We start from the raw sequence: 15,693 nt of genomic DNA on the forward strand, positions 1-15,693 counted from the left end.
TGTCGTCACCAATGTGGTGCAAAGCCAGCGAAACATACCCACGGCAATTGTGAGTAGAATTTGACGACCATGGCCTCCCGCCCCGTCAACCGCCGCCCTCACCTGCCGCCCCTGCAAGCGCTGCGCGCACTCGAGGCCGCGACCCGCTATCGCAGCTTTTCACGTGCGGCCGAGGAGCTGGCGCTCACCCACAGCGCCATCAGCCACCATATCCGCGGCCTGGAAGACCATCTCGGCACCAAGCTGTTCCAGCGCACGGGCAGCCTGATGACCCCCACCAGCGCCGGCGCACGGCTGGCCGAGCAGGTGCGCGGCGCGCTCGACAGCATCGAAAGCGCCCTGCGCGAAGCCGGCAGCAGCGCCGGACCGCCCGTGATCCGGCTGCAGGTGAGCGTGATGGCGGACCTGGCCAATGCATGGCTGATCCGGCGCCTGCCCAGCCTGCATGCCCAGGCACCCGAACTGGATCTGCACCTGCGGCTGCATGCCGAAATCACGCCGCCGGACCCATATAGCGTCGACGTAGGCATCTGGCACCAGCGCATCGACCTGCCCGGTTTCGCGTGCCACAACCTGATCGAGGACCATGTCATCGCCGTGGCCAGCCCCGCCCTGCTGGCCCGCTACCCCGGCTTTACGCTGCCCGACCTGCCACGGCTGCCGATGCTGCGCTTTGCACTGCGGCCATGGCGTGACTGGCTGGAGAGCGCCGGCCTGCCGGGCGCCGAACCCGAGCGCGGCCCGATCTTCCAGGATGCCGGGCTGATGCTCCAGTCAGCCGTGGCCGGGCTGGGCGTTGCCACGGCGCGCGCCCAGCTTGCTCATGACTACCTGGCGAGCGGGCAACTGGTGCAGATTGGCGATACGAAGGTTCGGTCAAGCCTGCATTACTGGGTGACGTGGCGCGAGGGGAATCCGCGGGAGAAGGCGATTCAGCGGTTTTATGCGTGGCTGCAGGAGCAGGTCGTCGACGACGCCTCCAATTGCGCTTCGCCAGGCGAGGCACCCGGTTGACGCGAGGCGTTTCATCGCTGGAATGTTTTTGGCGCGTTTGTTGAGACTAGGAATCATTTTTCCTGCCAAGGGCCTCAAGTCGCTCTTGATTGGCATGACACTACCTGCGCCGGCACACGAAATCGCGCAAATCCCAGGCCTCGCCGCTCTCCAGGTTTCAGAAATGCAACCAATCTGCGCGTCGATGTAAAACTGCGCTGGCGCACGGCACCCTATCCAAACAGATGACTCGTGGCATCTCCCTGGTCCGGGGTTCCCCTTCCAGCAAGGCGCTGCCTACATCTATTGGCGTTCCGTCGCAGTTTGCAAGACCGAAAAGGCTGAGGCATCGGCAGGCAGAGCGCTGTCGGGCCCATGTATCTCCTACATTGCCCTGTATCGGAGATGAAACGAGTCATAAATCTCGACAGGTCGGAATTCGCTCATCCGGCGCCCTTGGGCGTTTGAAATTGCCTCCCCTCGTTGGGGGTGGGATTGACCCGAAGAAATTGCGATTTAGTCACGTCTTGCCCCGGCCCTTCGAGACCTCAAGCCAAACAGGACATCCTTTGGTGCTGCAGCGCAGCACCAACCGCAGCCGTCATGTAACAGATTGGGAACACTTTGATCACGGCCGACCCGCGCATTCACCCCTATCAAACAGCATTTCTTAATGATTTCAGATAGTTAGGCGCACTGGCACGTTCGTCGCACTTATGTCCCGGCAAACAGAAGTGAGACCAGGGGGACGACTGGAACATAAGAGGCATCGCGCAGACAAGCGTGTACCTGAACAACAACAGTTTTCAGTACGACCCCGCACTCCCAGGGCGGGATTCGGGCTGGTGCAGCAAGCGAGGGCCGCGCGGCAGGACAAGGGCCCGCATCGAAAGGACAAGCTGAGCGCGAGTCCTGCCGACAAGAACAGCAAGGTCTTTCAGGAACACGGGCCTCGAACGGGAAACCCGAAGAGGTCCGTGAAACCTGGACCAGGCGTTGCGCGAATGCGCGACGCGTAGAAAGGGATGCGCTGGCGAACGAACAGCTTGCCAGGGCAACCCAAAAAGAATGTGGGGTAAGGTCAGGTCCGCCATGCTGGCGGGGCGACGTACAAGCCGGTCGAACACCCAGGCATCAGCAACTGGCGCAAGACAAGCCAGTATTGATGGTTGCGGTCTGACCGGCCGGTACGCCCACCCCGGCCTGGCGCAGTTGAAGCAACGGCGGACCAGCAGTTTTTGATTTAGGGAGCGTGCCAGACCGGCCAGCCGGTATGGCGCAAGCCTTAGAGCCGCCGAGGAAGGGCCGGTGCAGACCGGATCCGCCCTCGTTAGAAAAATAGATCCGGGGAAATCTTATGACCGCATACGTCAATCGTCCGCTGCTATACGTTTCGCAGCACCACGACGCCATGCTATGCAGGCTCTTTTCACAGCGGGGCTGGAAACTCATCTTCGCCTCGAATGCACGCGACCTCGGAGCGCTGCCCGCGAGTTCGCAGCCACTTGCCGCGTTGCTGGACGTGCATAGCGGGTTCAGCGACGAAGACCTCGAATCGTTCGAGCCCTGGCTCGCCCAGCCCCACATCGGCTGGATCGGCGCGATCACCAGCCGCGACGCGCTGTCCGACGCAGCACGCCGGTTGCTGGGACTGTACTTCGTCGATTACTACACGACACCATTCGACCCGGGCGACCTGGCCCGCTCGCTCGGCCATGCGATGGGCATGGCTCAGCTGCGTCCTGGGGTGGCGCGAGCGACCGCCCAGGGCACTTCCCGTCCCGATGGCATGATCGGCAACTGCTCGGCGATGCAGACGCTGTTTCGGGGTATCGAGAAGGTGTCCCGCTGGGACACCCCGGTTCTGATATCCGGCGAGTCCGGCACCGGCAAAGAACTGGCCGCCCACGCCATCCACCATGCCTCCGCACGAGCACAAAAGCCATTCGTCGCCGTCAACTGCGCAGCCATCCCGCCGACGCTGCTGATGTCGGAGCTGTTCGGCTACGAGCGCGGCGCCTTCACCGGCGCAACCAAGCGAAAGCCTGGCCGCATCGAAATGGCGCAAGGCGGCACGCTGTTCCTTGACGAAATTGGCGACATGCCGCTGGAAAGCCAGACCAGCCTCCTGCGCTTCCTGGAGACCGGGCGCATCGAGCGGCTGGGCGGAACGGAATCGATCAATGTCGACGTCCGCATCATCTCCGCCACGCACGTCGACCTCGACGCCGCCATCGCCGCCGAACGCTTCCGCGGCGACCTGTACCACCGCCTCTGCGTGCTGCGCATCAAGCAGCCGCCGCTGCGGGAACGAAGCAGCGATATCCTGCTGATCGCCGAACATGTTCTCGACGGCGTGCGCAAGCAATCCCCCGACAAGATCCGCGGCTTCTCGCCGATGGCCCTTCGCGCCATCCAGCAGCACACCTGGCCGGGCAACGTGCGCGAACTGATCAACCGCATCCGCCATGCCGCAGCGATGTGCGAGGCAGGTGTCATCCAGCCTGCGGACCTGGAGCTGGCGTCCCCCGTGGAATGCGCACCATCCACCCTGGCCGCCATCCGCGAGGCGGCAGAACAGAACGCAATCATCGAAGCGCTGCAGCGGCATCATGAGCGGCTGATTGACGTGGCAGCTGAGCTCGGGATTTCGCGAGTGACGCTGTTCAGGTTGATGCGGGATTACAAGCTGCAGGTGAAGAAGGGGGATCTGGGGCTGGTTTGCGTGCAGGGCTAGGGCTTCCGCCACCGGTCACGCCGGAGTACAGCCATGCTGAATGCCGAATCCCGCGCTGACAGCGCATCAGGCGGATCCTGGCGCCAGGGCCTCCGGCAGCGCCTGCCCGGCACGCAGACGCTTGCCAGGCTGTTCCGCTTTGGCGTCTCGGGCATCGTCGCAACGGGCATCCACGTGGCCGTGGCCACGCCATTGATCTATCTGCTCCATGCATCGCAGGTGAGTGCCAATGGCGTGGCGTTCGTCATTGCGAATATCGGCTCGTACTTGCTGAATACGCTGTGGAGTTTCGGCGCAACCCCCGGGCGCGACAGCTACCTGCGCTTTCTCTTGGTATCACTGCTGGGATTGCTGCTCACGCTCGGCATTTCAAGAACTACCGACATGCTCGGAGCGGGCTACTGGGCAGGACTTGCCTGCATCCTGTCAGTGGTGCCTCCGGTCACGTTCGTGCTGCACCGGTCGTGGACGTATCGATAACTGCTGTCTGCTGGCCAGTGGGCCCGCCTTCCGGAGAAGATCACCATGTCCGTTGCAACCGAAAACGCTGCGGTGTGCGCCCGCGGCACTGGCACCGTAATCGGTTGGTTCACGGCCGAACGCGTGCAACTCTATGCGGCCGCCCTGCTCATCATCGAATGTGCACTTACGGCGGCGTGGTGGTACTGCCGTTGGATGCAACAAGACTCTACTATCCCAACGATTGGCTGGGACTTCGCCGTCTTTTGGAGTGCTTCCAGTCTCGCTCAGTTGCACGGTCCGGCTGCCGCATATGACTGGGAGCTGCTCCGTGCCGCGGAGATTCCGCTCCTCCAGAATACATTCGGGCCCTTCGCCTATCCCCCGACCTATCTTTTTGTGATCTACCCGATCGCTGCGATGTCGTTCGGGCTGGCGTTGCTACTTGTCTCGGCCATTGGTGTCGCACTCTATCTGTACATCGTAAGGGCGGCCCTTGGCGGTTTGCACAGCCGCTGGCTCATTCCGGCCCTCGCGTTTCCTGGGATTTGGGCAGCACTTCTTGCCGGACAAAACTCTTTATTCACTGCATCGGCTTGCGGTGCTGCACTACTACTGATACGCCGGAACGCCGTGGCGTCGGGCGCTTGCATTGCATTGCTGTGCGTAAAGCCGCAATTCGGTGTTCTTTTTCCGCTTTTGTTGCTTTGCGAGCGCCGCTGGGCGGCAATCGCCAGCGCTGCGGGATTCTCCACGCTCTTCGCAGCCATCGTTGGCCTGTCGTTCGGCATCGAAATATTCCCTGCCTTCGCACGCAGCATGGCCATGTTCCGCGAAGCAGTGGCAGAGCATGGCGATTACGCCTTGCGCGGCGCGCCCACTGTGTTCGCCGTGCTGCGGACCGCCGGCGTAAGCGTCGCGCACTCATATGTCATCCATGCCGTCGTCGCGGCCGCCGCCGCGGGCGTGTGCGCCTGGCTATGGTCGACCAGGCCGCGGCTCGCACTCAGTGCCTCGGCTCTTGCCGTCGGGACGCTGATCGTACAGCCTTACATGATCTACTACGACCTGGCATGGCTGGCTATTCCGATCGCGCTGTTGTCTGTCGACATGGCGCTTAACGGTAGCACACGGCTGGAGAAGCTCATCGTCGTCATTGCCTGGCTGATTCCGGCACATGGACTGCTCGTGGTACTCACGCAATCGATGATGCAGGTGGCGCCGCTGGTACTTCTCGCTCTGCTGGGCATTATCGCCCACCGCCATCTCAGAGCGCGCCGCGACGGCCGTCCAGGGAATGCCGCCGCCGCGGCCTGACGCAATCAGTTGCGCTTGCCGGCAACCAGAGAGATGATCCGGCCATTGCCAGCTGCCCGGCCCTGCGGCCGGCGCTCCTGGTAGCGTCGCTTGACGAGGTAGATCGGCCGGCCCTTCGATTCGTCATAGATACGGCCGATGTACTCGCCCACCACACCAAGCCCAATCAGCTGCACACCGCCAAAGAACAGAAGCAGCGAAAGCACCGACGCATAGCCCGGCACATCAACACCCAGGATCATCGTTCGGACGACGATATACATGCCATAGCAGAACGCCAGCATGGCGATGAACGAGCCCAGGTACGTCCAACTGCGCAGCGGCAACGTGCTGAAGCTGGTAATGCCTTCCAGCGCCAGGTTCCACAGCCGCCAGCCCGAGAATTTGGATTCGCCGGCGCAACGCGACTCGCGCTCGTACGGGACGATCACGGTACTGAAGCCCACCCAGGCGAACAGGCCCTTCATGAAGCGATGCCGCTCGGGCAATTGCTTCAGCGCATTCACCACAATGCGGTCCATTAGCCGGAAGTCACCCACGTTCTCGGGGATCTTCAAGTCCGATAGACAGTTGTGCACGCGGTAGTAGGCCGCCGCGGTCACCCGCTTCAGGAGCGAGTCGCTGGCCCGGCTGGCACGCTGCGCCAGCACCACTTCGGCACCCTCCCGCCACTTCTCGACAAGGGTGGGAATTAGCTCCGGCGGATCCTGCAGGTCAGCGTCGATCGGGATCACAGCGTCTCCGAACGCCTCGTCGATGCCGGCGGTCAGCGCGGCTTCCTTTCCGAAGTTGCGCGTCAGGTCAATCACGCGGACCCGACCGTCACTCCGCGCCACGCCGACGAGCTTGGCGAGCGTATCGTCAGCGCTGCCATCATTGACGCAAACAATTTCAAAGCGTGTGGCCGGGATCGACTCCAGGATCGGCACGACGCGTGCAAAGAACGCATGCAGTGCATCGCCTTCGTTGTAGAGCGGCACCACCAGCGACAGCAGCTGGGTTTCGTCATAGTCGGCCATGATCTGATTCCTCCCCGGCACGCGATGCCGCGCGCTCTATCATCAGGCATCGGTCGATGCCTTGCCTGTTCTTTCCATCCGGATTCGCCAGACTCCAAGTGCCAGCGCGAGCATCAGCCCGAGCGGCGTCAGCTGCAACCCCATCCCCGTGCTCATCAGCTGGCCCCACAGCGGCAGCAGCCACAGCAGTACCAGCAGTTCTCGCTCGCCCCGTAGCCAGCCCGTGCGATAGCCGTGAGCACCCAGCCAGGCAAGCGCAACCCCGAGAAACACGAGATCGTAGTCGTACAGATAGGGTGGCACCAGCAAGCCGGCTGAGGCGAGTACCGCCGCGCGCAGCGCGAAACTGCAGAGCCAGGACCAGGCATAGACCACCGAAGCCAGCGCTACCACAGCCACAATGCCGTGGATCATGTAGGGCAACACTGCGCCGCCCGATAGCATCTTTACTGCGGCGAACACTGTTGGCATGCGCGCCAGTAGCGCGGCACCCTTCTCCACCGATTCGCGTGCCAGGTCGGCATTGCGCAGAAACGCGGCAAAGGGCTCGGGGCCGAACGCAAGCAGCGATACCGCCGCCAGCGCCAGCGATGTGGCAATCATGGCGCCAAGGGTGCGCCAGGCGCGGGCACAAAGCAACGCAACCGGAATCAGCAACGCCAGGTGAGGTTTCACTGTCACCAAGCCCATCAGCACGCCCGCGAGTGCCGGACGCGTGCGCAGGCAAGTCAGAGCGAGTCCTGCGAGACCTGCCAGCCACAAGTCATTCTGGCCAGTTGCAAGCGTTACGGCGATGCCGGGGAATGCTAGCGCGGCCATCCGGGCGCTGGGCCACGGCAGCGTGCGCGACATTGCCCAGGCATACCAGCCTGCCCCGCCTACCAGGAAAACCAGTGTCGCCAGGCCGTAGGGCAGCAACCCGAGCACCAGCAAGAGCAGCAGGAATGTGGGCGGATACAGCCAAGGCAGCACACCGTCGCCGATCGCCAATCCGGGCACGGCCGCCAACTCCACCTGCCGCAACATCGCGAAGTCGTAGGGGGCCACCCCCCCATTGAAAAGTGCCAGTTTCGCCGCACTCCAAAAGACAACGAAGTCTCCGCCCGGCGCAAACACCCCTGGCACTTTGAGCACGCAGGCACGGAATGTCCAGATGCCGAAGTACAGCGCATAGCACGCCAGCGCCACGCGCGAATACAGTCGCAGCCGGCCGATGTCCAGCCAGTGCCTATCCGGCGCGTCGTACAGCGGCCGGCGTTCGGCAATCTGCACGGTGGCCATCACCTACTCACCGCGGTAGGCACCACGGACAGCACAGCCCGAGCTGCCACTCGCCGGACAGCCACGATCACGAGCAGCGCAGATACTACCGGACCGATCTGCGGCATGCCCATCAGCGGATTAGCGTTCTCGAAGAGTGGCAAAAACCAGGCCACCAGCAGCAATGTCCGTTCCCGGCCAGACAAGCCATGGCGGATACCGTCGCCGACCAGGCCAGCAATGGCTATCCCCATCCAGGTCAATTCATAGTGGCGCACATAGGGCGTGGCAAGCAGTGCCGCTGCAGTCAGCACTGCGGCGCGCAACGGCGCCTCGCGCGTGCGGGACCATACATAGGCTACCGATGCGGCCGCTACCAGCGTCGCCATGCCCTGGATAGCGTAAGCGGCCGCCGTGCCCAGCCCCGCCAGCCGTGCGGCCGCCAGGACAGACGGCATGCCATACCAACCATGCGGCGTGCCGTCCAGGAGATTCTCTCGGGCCCATGCCGTGCTGTGCAGGAATGCCGGGATCGTCTCCCAACCGCATACCGCCACACTGACGCCTGCGAATAGCACCACCGTCCACACGGCGCTGAGCAGCGTTCGCACATGTCGCCCCGCAATCAGTGCCACCGGCATCAGCAACGCGAGCTGCGGCTTGATGGCCAGCAAACCGATCAGTACGCCGGCAACGATTGGGCGCCTGCCCAGCAGGCACACTGCGCCTGCAGCCAGGGCGGCCGTCAGCATCGAATTCTGGCCCAGCACGGCCGAAATGATGACTGCCGGAGAGCCGAGGATCGGCAGCCACAGGCCGCGGCGGAACACTGTTCCCGCCCCCAGCAGATCGCCAACGGCTCGCAAATAGATATAGACGGTTCCGACCACGAACAGCAAATAGCTGAATACAACCGGCAATAGGGCGAACGGCAGTGCCATGAGCAGGAATGTCGGCGGATACAGCCACGGCAGCACGATGCCGCTGTTGGCACTCAGCGGCCCAAAGGCCGACATGACTTCGAAGTGCTTGGCGACGTCATAGGCATGCACCGGGCCCTCGCTCAGCGCCAGGTACGACGCGCTCCAGAACACGGCAAAGTCAGTGCCGGGACGACTGACATTGCCATCGGTGAAGCCTTTGCTATGCCAGCCCCAAGCCGCCATCAGGAGCCCGAACAGGATCAGCACGACAGCACTGTAGGTCCGCACACGGTCCAGGTTCAGCCATGTGCGGCTAGTTCCCCCGCCCTGTCTTTCCTTGCTCTGCGGCATGAATTCCTGATCCATGGAAAGCCCCCGTTCCCTTATGTGTGCCGGCGGTGCCCGCCAAATTTCTCCGACACCGGCAACGCCTGATCTTGGCTAAGTCTTGTTTCGCCGGCCCGTTAACGCAAGGCATGTCACTCGCCGGCACGGGTGCGTACGCGGCACAAAGCGCTTCCACAATTGCTGGTGTTTCCATCTTGAATCACGGCCCTCCCTCTCCGCTGAAGGCGCCTGCACACAAGGAATTCCGGGCTGTCGCCATATTCTGGCGTGGTCGCCAGCATGGGATGCGCAGGCCGCCAACGTTTCTGCCATGAAACGTCGGGCTTGCGATCGGGCGGCTCGTCCATCTGTCTCTCCACTACGCCGGCGCGCCATGTCCCATTGCCAATGCCAACCCGCGCGCGGTGTCGCTTGCACCGGATGGCTGTGGCCGTCTCATGCTTATGGATGAACGTGCGTCTGGTCCGGACCGTGGTGCGCAGAGGCCACTCCAATCTGGCCTAGTACTTTAGTCGCGTCATCCAAATTGACTTGCGCGGCATGCGTTTCCGGCGGGCAACGACGCAGGGTCAAAACGCTGATTTCAACCTGCATGGTGTGCAGCCAACAGTCCGCAGCTCGCCGCAAAGCCTTGTGGCACAAGGATTCCAGCGTGCCTGGCCCACGGTTTGCCTATACCGGCCATGCGGCGCCACCACCAGGAATGCCGCGACTGCCAGCACAGCGATTGCTGGCAGCAGACAGACCTGAACACGGGGAGCCGCACCATGCCAGCTGCACGCCAGCCCGCGATACCGCACCGGAACACCGGTCATGCAGCCACCGCCCGCAGCGGCGGCTGCATGCCGCTCCGCAGCGTGATTCCAGCGGGCCATGGGCAGCACGCCGCAAGGTGCATGCATATGTCGGCGGAGCGCCGGCTCCAGGCACGCTGCCCGCGAGGGGCGCGTGCCGGAGCCGGCCGCTGGCCGTTCCACGCCTGCGCCATCTGCGCCCCGCCCCGCTTCCGCTTCCGCTTTACCCACCACTGAAACTGCATTTCTCTGTTTGGAGCGCAGTCGCGCTCTTCCCAACTAAAGGGAGATTGTCATGCAACGCCTGACCCACACCATGAAGCAGTTCGTCCGCGATGAAGACGGCGTCACCGCCATCGAGTATGGCCTGATCGCCGCGCTGATCGCTGTTGTGATCATTGCCACTGTGCGAGTCGTTGGTACGAATCTCAGCACAGTCTTCAGCTACATCGGTGCCCAGCTCGCGTAGCCGGCCACAACCGTGGCGTGGGCAGCCATGCGGCCCACGCCACCAGCCGACTCCCAATGCGTCCACGACGCCCCGAACCAGGAGAAAGACATGCATACCCTCATCGCCCAGTTGAAGGCATTTCAACGTGACGAAGATGGCGTTACTGCCATCGAGTATGGCTTGATTGCGGCGCTGATCGCCGTTGTGATCATTGCCACGGTGCAAACCGTGGGCACTAACCTGAGCACCATATACAGCTATATCGGCGCGTCCCTAGCCTGATCGAGCCATTCGCGCAAGGTGCTGCGCGGATGTCCGCTCGGCATCCGTGCCGAATACCTGTGACAGCCCAAACCCGGAGACCGCCATGCCCTGCCACATTGCAAGTTGGACCACCGCGACGCGACAACGGCGTGACGAAACTCAAGTACGCACCATCTGGGGCGTCGATCACGAAGATGATCAGCAGCGCGGCGAGTGCGCTGGGCAGAAATGTCCTGAGTCCAAGCAACCGATTGCGATAGTGACACCCTGACAAGAGGCAGCGCCAACCCTTAACGAACCGAGCCCATTATGTCCGCCACCTCGAACCTCTCGCCCTTCCTCGGCCCGGTCGCCATCGCAATCGTGCTGACAGCCGCAGCTATCGACCTGCACCGCAGGCGCATCCCGAACTGGCTGACGTTCGGCGCCTGGATGCTCGCCCTGCCCGTGCAAATAGCAATCCATGGCGCGCCTGGCGGCACAGCGGACTGGGCGCTCGGGTGGCTCACCGGCTTCGGCATCTTCCTGCCCTTCTACGTGCTGGGCGGCATGGCCGCCGGCGACGTAAAGCTGATGGCCGCCACCGGCGCGTGGCTGGGCGCCACGATGGCTTTCCAGATTGCCCTGACGACGTTCCTGCTGGGTGGCGCCTGGGCAATCGTGCTGGTGCTGAAGTCTCGCCAGCAGGGGCAGCTGGTACGCAACATCGGTGGAATTCTGCGCACGGGCGAAAACGGCCCCTCCGTCGGATCCATCCCCTACGGCGTGGCGATCGCCGCCGGCACCCTGGCCACGTTGTTCGCCGGCAAATGACACAGACAACACACCCGCGCCCGCGAACGGCGGATGCATTGACGAACACGCAATCGAGCGAACAGGGGACGGCAATGATCGAGCACCACGACACAGGCCATGCACCGCGGCTTCTCGAGCCAGTCGCGTTGCCCGCCAGGAGCGCGCACGCCGACCATGGCGCGCCGCCGCCCTGGCATGTGCTGCCACGGACCATCGCCGACACCGGGCTCGATATCCAGCTGCTGCTGAACCTGCTGCTGAAGGCCGCCTATCTGCACCGTAACGTCACGCTCGCGATACTGACCGATGCCATGAAGCTGCCGGCTGTCGTGGTGAATGAGATCGCAGGCGTGGCCGTCCGTGAGCGGCTGCTGGAAGTGGCGCACCGCGGCGCCAACGACCTGGATGTACGGTTCCGGCTCACCGATGCGGGCTACAGCCGCGCCGCCGAGGCCTCGGCGCGTTGCAGTTATGCCGGTGCGGCGCCGGTCACGCTCGATGCCTACCTTGACGCCGTGCAGCGCCACTCGGTAGGCCGTATCACGGTAAACAAGGCCGACGTCGCTGCCGCATTTCATGACCTAGTGATCCCGGTGCAGCTGCTTGACGCCATCGGCATGGCGCTCAATACCTGCCGCGCGCTGATGATCTACGGGCCGCCCGGCAGCGGCAAGACCTACCTGGCACAGCGCCTCGGCATGTTGCTGCCCGGCGCGGTGCCCGTGCCGCATGCCATCACGGTGGCGGGCGAGATCATCCAGGTGTTCGATCCACTGGTACATGTTCCATTCGATGACAGCGAAGCCTCGCTCGCGCGCCGCTCACTGGATCGCCGCTGGATCATTTGCCACCGGCCGGTGGTGCTGACGGGTGGCGAGCTGACGTTGTCGATGCTGGACCTGCGCTATGACAGCACGTCTGGCTTCTACCAGGCACCCCCGCACATGAAGGCCAACAACGGCATCTACATCGTCGACGACCTGGGCCGGCAGCTGGTTGGCGTGGCCGAACTGCTGAACCGCTGGATCGTGCCGCTGGACCGTGGCGTCGACATGTTCACCCTCAAGACGGGCGTGCGCTTTTCCGTGCCGTTCGATGTCTGGCCGGTGTTCTCGACGAACCTGGAACCGAGCGCCCTCAGCGACGACGCCTTCCTGCGCCGGCTGGGCAGCAAGCTCTACGTGGGCCCGCTGTCGGTGGACGACTACCGCGAGGTGTTCCAGCGCACGGCGACTGAATTTGGTCTTTCCGGCCCGGAAGCCGCGTTCAGTTTCCTGCTGGAGAGCCTGCACTTCTCTAGCGGTACGCCGCTGCTTGCCTGCATTCCCCGTGACCTGATACGGCTGGTGGCCTCGCACGTCCGCTACCACGGCCATTCGCCGCACGTGACCGAGGCGGCCCTGGAGCAAGCCTGGCGGAGCTACTACGGGCTGCAATCCACGCCAGATGCCCCGCCACCACCCGACAACGAACATCGCTGGCCGGACGGCCATCGCGCCGCGGGCTGAGCCCGAGTACTACGACACACGGACAACGCAGGGAGAGTCATCATGAAAAACACGCGCGCAATCCTGATGTTGCTGATTGCCCTGGTCGCCGGCGCGGCGGCCGTGGTATCGGCGTCCCGATGGCTGGTCCAGCAGTCGTCCAGCTCGGTCAGGCAGGTGGTGGTGGCAGCCAATGACCTGAACCTCGGGCAGCCTCTGAACGGCAGCCAGCTCAGGCTGGTCAGCTGGCCGGCCGGCAGCGTGCCGCCGGGCGCATTCGAGGATATGAAGACACTCGAAGGCCGCGTGGTCCGCACCAGCCTGCAGCGTGGCGAGCCCGTCCTCGACGCCAAGCTGGCGCCGGTGGGAACCAAGGGCGGGCTGTCCGCGGTGATCAACGACGGCAAGCGCGCCATTACGGTTCGCGTGAACGATGTGGTGGGCGTGGCCGGCTTCGCACTGCCGGGCAACTATGTCGACGTGATCGTCAATACGAATGAAGAATCCAAGAGCACGCAGAACGGCAGCATCTCGAAGATCGTGCTCGAGAAGATCCTCGTGCTCGCTGTTGCGCAGCAGGTCAGCCGCGACGACACCCAGCCCAAGGTGGTCAACGCGGTGACGCTGGAGGTGACGCCCGACCAGGCCGAGAAGCTGGACGTGGCGCGCAGCGTGGGGACGCTCTCGCTGGTGCTGCGCAACCAGATGGACGTGGCCGATATCAACACCGGCGGCGCCACCAAGGGCACGCTCCTTGGCAAGGCACCCGAAGCGCCGGCGGTCAAGATCGTCACCCAGACCGCAACGCGCACCGTCGTGAAGACCCGCACGATTGCAGCAGCGCCAGCGCACTCCGGCAACTGCGTCGGCGTGCTGACAGGTGTCCAGGGTAGCGTCGAGTGCTTCTGATGGCGTCCGGCAGGGCGTTCAACGAATCCTGATCTGCATCACAGCCTCTCCGGGGGGAGATCCAAAATGAAACAGAAAAGAACTCAAGCAGCCGGCGGCGTGCGAACCATTGTTCTTGCCGCAATCCTCTGCGCTCCGCTTGCCGCGGCGGCGCAGGTTGCCGTAGAGGCAGGGAACGTCGCCAAGGCCACGACGCCGGCAGCCGCCGCCAGGGGACCCGCGGGGCCAATGCAGATGACTATCAGCATGACGCCCGTGCCGGCAGCGCCGACAGCGGCTTCGGAAGGGCGAGGGCCGAACTGTACCGGCGCCATCCGCAACGAGACCAGCGTGGTAGTCCCGGTCGGCAAGTCGCAGCTGATTCCATTGCCCGAGCCGGTGCGCTTCCGAACGCTGGGCAACCCTACCGTGGCGAAGGTCAACACAGTCTCGCAGCAGACACTTTTGTTGTTGGGTATCAGCGTGGGCACCACTAACATGATCGTGCAGGGCCGCAGCGGCGCCTGCAGCATCATTAACGTGGTGGTCAATGCGGATGCCGGCGGACTGCAGACTTCTCTCAGCCAGCTGCTGCCTGGGGAACCCGGCATCCGCGTGATGACTGCCGCCGACAACTTGGTGCTGACCGGCAGCGTCACCAACGCGCAGGCCGCGCAGCAGGCTATGGAAATCGCTCAGGCATACGCAAGCGCAGCCCAGAGCGACATCGACAAGAAGGGGGACGGCACCAAGAAGGCCTCGGTGCTGAACATGCTCTCGGTGGACACGCCACAACAGGTGATGCTGGAAGTGAAGGTGGCCGAGGTCTCCAAGACACTGCTGAACCAACTCGGTTCGGCGGTGAACATTCAGGGCGGCTTCGGCTCCTGGAGCGGCGGGCTGATGACCTCGCTGCTGACCGGCGCGTCGGCGGCGATCTTCGGCAACAAGGCCAATAACAAGCCCTTCCAGTTTGCTGTCGATGCACAGAAGAACGACAGCCTGGTCAAGGTCCTGGCCGAGCCGAACCTGGTCACCATCAGCGGCCAGGAAGCCAGCTTCCTGGCCGGCGGCAAGATCTACATTCCGGTGGCGCAAAGCAACGCGCTGGGCGGCGCCTCGACCATCACGCTGCAGGAAGAAGAGTTCGGCGTGGGTCTGAAGTTCACGCCCACGGTTCTGGCCAACGGCCGCATCCACCTGAAGGTATCGCCGGAAGTTTCGGAGCTGTCGCCGACCGGTGCCACCGTGAGCGGCAGCAGCCTGACGGGCCAGACAATCCTGCCGCTGATCACCACCCGCCGCGCTTCCACTACGGTGCAGATGCGCGATGGCGAGAGCTTCGCCATCGGCGGCCTGCTGCAAGACACCGCCCGCGGCTCGCTGAAGGCGCTCCCTGGCGCTGGCGAGGTACCGGTGCTGGGCACGCTGTTCCGCAGCACATCGTTCCAGCAGGACCTGACCGAGCTGGTGTTCATCATTACGCCGCGCCTGGTCAAGCCGATGGAGACCAACAACTATCCGTTGCCGACCGACAGCTTCACCACGCCAAACCCGCTGTCGCTCTACTTCATGGGCAATATGGAAGGAAACGGCAAGCGCAGCCCGCTGCCCGAACCGGCTCCCTCGCAACCGGCCGCGCCGGCTGCAGCACCTGCCGCACCGCCGTCGGCCCCGCGCAGCGAAACTACGACCGGCACATCGGTCTCGGTCGTGCCGTCGGGCAAGCCCCTCGACGAGCCCCCGGTGGCGACGCCTGTCGCGCTGTCGGCGCCGATCGCTGCCAACCTTCCGAATCCGTCTCGGGCGCCCACACGCGACACGGCGGCTGCGGCCCCCGCAGACGACAGCGCTGCGCGCGTCGCCCGCATCGAAGCCACCGCCGCCCGCCTCGCTCAGGCACGGACCGCCGGCAGCGGCAACCGCAATACGTCGGGCGGCAACTGATCCGCCGCGCC

13 protein-coding genes are annotated in these 15,693 nt (G+C 63.9%); 10 read left to right on the forward strand and 3 right to left on the reverse strand.

The window, feature by feature from the left end; all coding sequences use genetic code 11:
* Window positions 1–69: 69 nt before the first annotated feature.
* The 4 genes from RM96_RS14255 (at window position 70) to RM96_RS14270 (ending at window position 5,506) form a co-directional block, all read left to right on the forward strand.
* Window positions 70–1,014 carry a LysR substrate-binding domain-containing protein gene (locus tag RM96_RS14255; protein WP_039011388.1) on the forward strand — a complete coding sequence of 315 codons (945 nt, stop codon included), beginning with the start codon at window positions 70–72 and terminating at the stop codon, window positions 1,012–1,014.
* 1,336 nt (window positions 1,015–2,350) lie between these two features.
* The gene (locus RM96_RS14260) at window positions 2,351–3,730 is read left to right on the forward strand and encodes a sigma-54 dependent transcriptional regulator (RefSeq protein WP_039011390.1); all 1,380 of its coding nucleotides are present in this window, start codon (window positions 2,351–2,353) and stop codon (window positions 3,728–3,730) included.
* 33 nt (window positions 3,731–3,763) lie between these two features.
* Window positions 3,764–4,210, forward strand: a complete 447-nt coding sequence (locus RM96_RS14265; RefSeq protein ID WP_039011392.1) for a GtrA family protein — start codon at window positions 3,764–3,766, stop codon at window positions 4,208–4,210.
* 45 nt (window positions 4,211–4,255) lie between these two features.
* A complete protein-coding gene (locus RM96_RS14270; protein WP_052279506.1) occupies window positions 4,256–5,506 on the forward strand; it encodes a glycosyltransferase family 87 protein in 1,251 nt (416 codons plus the stop codon).
* A gap of 5 nt (window positions 5,507–5,511) precedes the next feature.
* Here the strand turns inward: RM96_RS14270 and RM96_RS14275 are convergent, their stop codons facing one another.
* The 3 genes from RM96_RS14275 to RM96_RS14285 are packed head-to-tail and all read right to left on the reverse strand — an operon-like array spanning window position 5,512 to window position 9,074.
* Window positions 5,512–6,525, reverse strand: a complete 1,014-nt coding sequence (locus RM96_RS14275) for a glycosyltransferase family 2 protein (protein WP_039011394.1) — start codon at window positions 6,523–6,525, stop codon at window positions 5,512–5,514.
* A 42-nt stretch (window positions 6,526–6,567) separates the two neighbouring features.
* Window positions 6,568–7,806, reverse strand: coding sequence for a glycosyltransferase family 87 protein (locus RM96_RS14280; protein ID WP_039011397.1), 1,239 nt, complete (start codon window positions 7,804–7,806; stop codon window positions 6,568–6,570).
* Entirely contained in the window at window positions 7,806–9,074 is a 1,269-nt protein-coding gene (locus tag RM96_RS14285; RefSeq protein ID WP_039011399.1) for a glycosyltransferase family 87 protein, read from the reverse strand. Before RM96_RS14285 ends, RM96_RS14280 begins: the two co-directional genes overlap by 1 nt.
* A 1,071-nt stretch (window positions 9,075–10,145) precedes the next feature.
* Between RM96_RS14285 and RM96_RS36545 the strand changes: the two genes are divergently transcribed.
* The 6 genes from RM96_RS36545 to RM96_RS14310 all read left to right on the forward strand — a co-directional run bounded on the left by RM96_RS36545 (window position 10,146) and on the right by RM96_RS14310 (window position 15,682).
* Window positions 10,146–10,319 carry a Flp family type IVb pilin gene (locus RM96_RS36545; RefSeq protein WP_063925986.1) on the forward strand — a complete coding sequence of 58 codons (174 nt, stop codon included), beginning with the start codon at window positions 10,146–10,148 and terminating at the stop codon, window positions 10,317–10,319.
* A 90-nt stretch (window positions 10,320–10,409) separates the two neighbouring features.
* The gene (locus RM96_RS36550) at window positions 10,410–10,583 is read left to right on the forward strand and encodes a Flp family type IVb pilin (RefSeq protein WP_063925987.1); all 174 of its coding nucleotides are present in this window, start codon (window positions 10,410–10,412) and stop codon (window positions 10,581–10,583) included.
* A 291-nt stretch (window positions 10,584–10,874) separates the two neighbouring features.
* On the forward strand, window positions 10,875–11,378 hold the full coding sequence (locus RM96_RS14295) for an A24 family peptidase (protein ID WP_039011403.1): 504 nt from the start codon (window positions 10,875–10,877) through the stop codon (window positions 11,376–11,378).
* Window positions 11,379–11,452: 74 nt separating this feature from the next.
* A complete protein-coding gene (locus RM96_RS14300; protein WP_039011405.1) occupies window positions 11,453–12,868 on the forward strand; it encodes an ATP-binding protein in 1,416 nt (471 codons plus the stop codon).
* 42 nt (window positions 12,869–12,910) lie between these two features.
* Window positions 12,911–13,756: a Flp pilus assembly protein CpaB gene (cpaB, locus tag RM96_RS14305; RefSeq protein WP_039011407.1), complete on the forward strand. Its 846-nt coding sequence runs from the start codon at window positions 12,911–12,913 to the stop codon at window positions 13,754–13,756.
* A 66-nt stretch (window positions 13,757–13,822) separates the two neighbouring features.
* Window positions 13,823–15,682 carry a type II and III secretion system protein family protein gene (locus RM96_RS14310; RefSeq protein ID WP_039011409.1) on the forward strand — a complete coding sequence of 620 codons (1,860 nt, stop codon included), beginning with the start codon at window positions 13,823–13,825 and terminating at the stop codon, window positions 15,680–15,682.
* Window positions 15,683–15,693 lie beyond the last annotated feature (11 nt).

Source organism: Cupriavidus sp. IDO, from assembly GCF_000812465.1.
In the GTDB taxonomy this organism is placed as follows: Bacteria; Pseudomonadota; Gammaproteobacteria; order Burkholderiales; family Burkholderiaceae; genus Cupriavidus.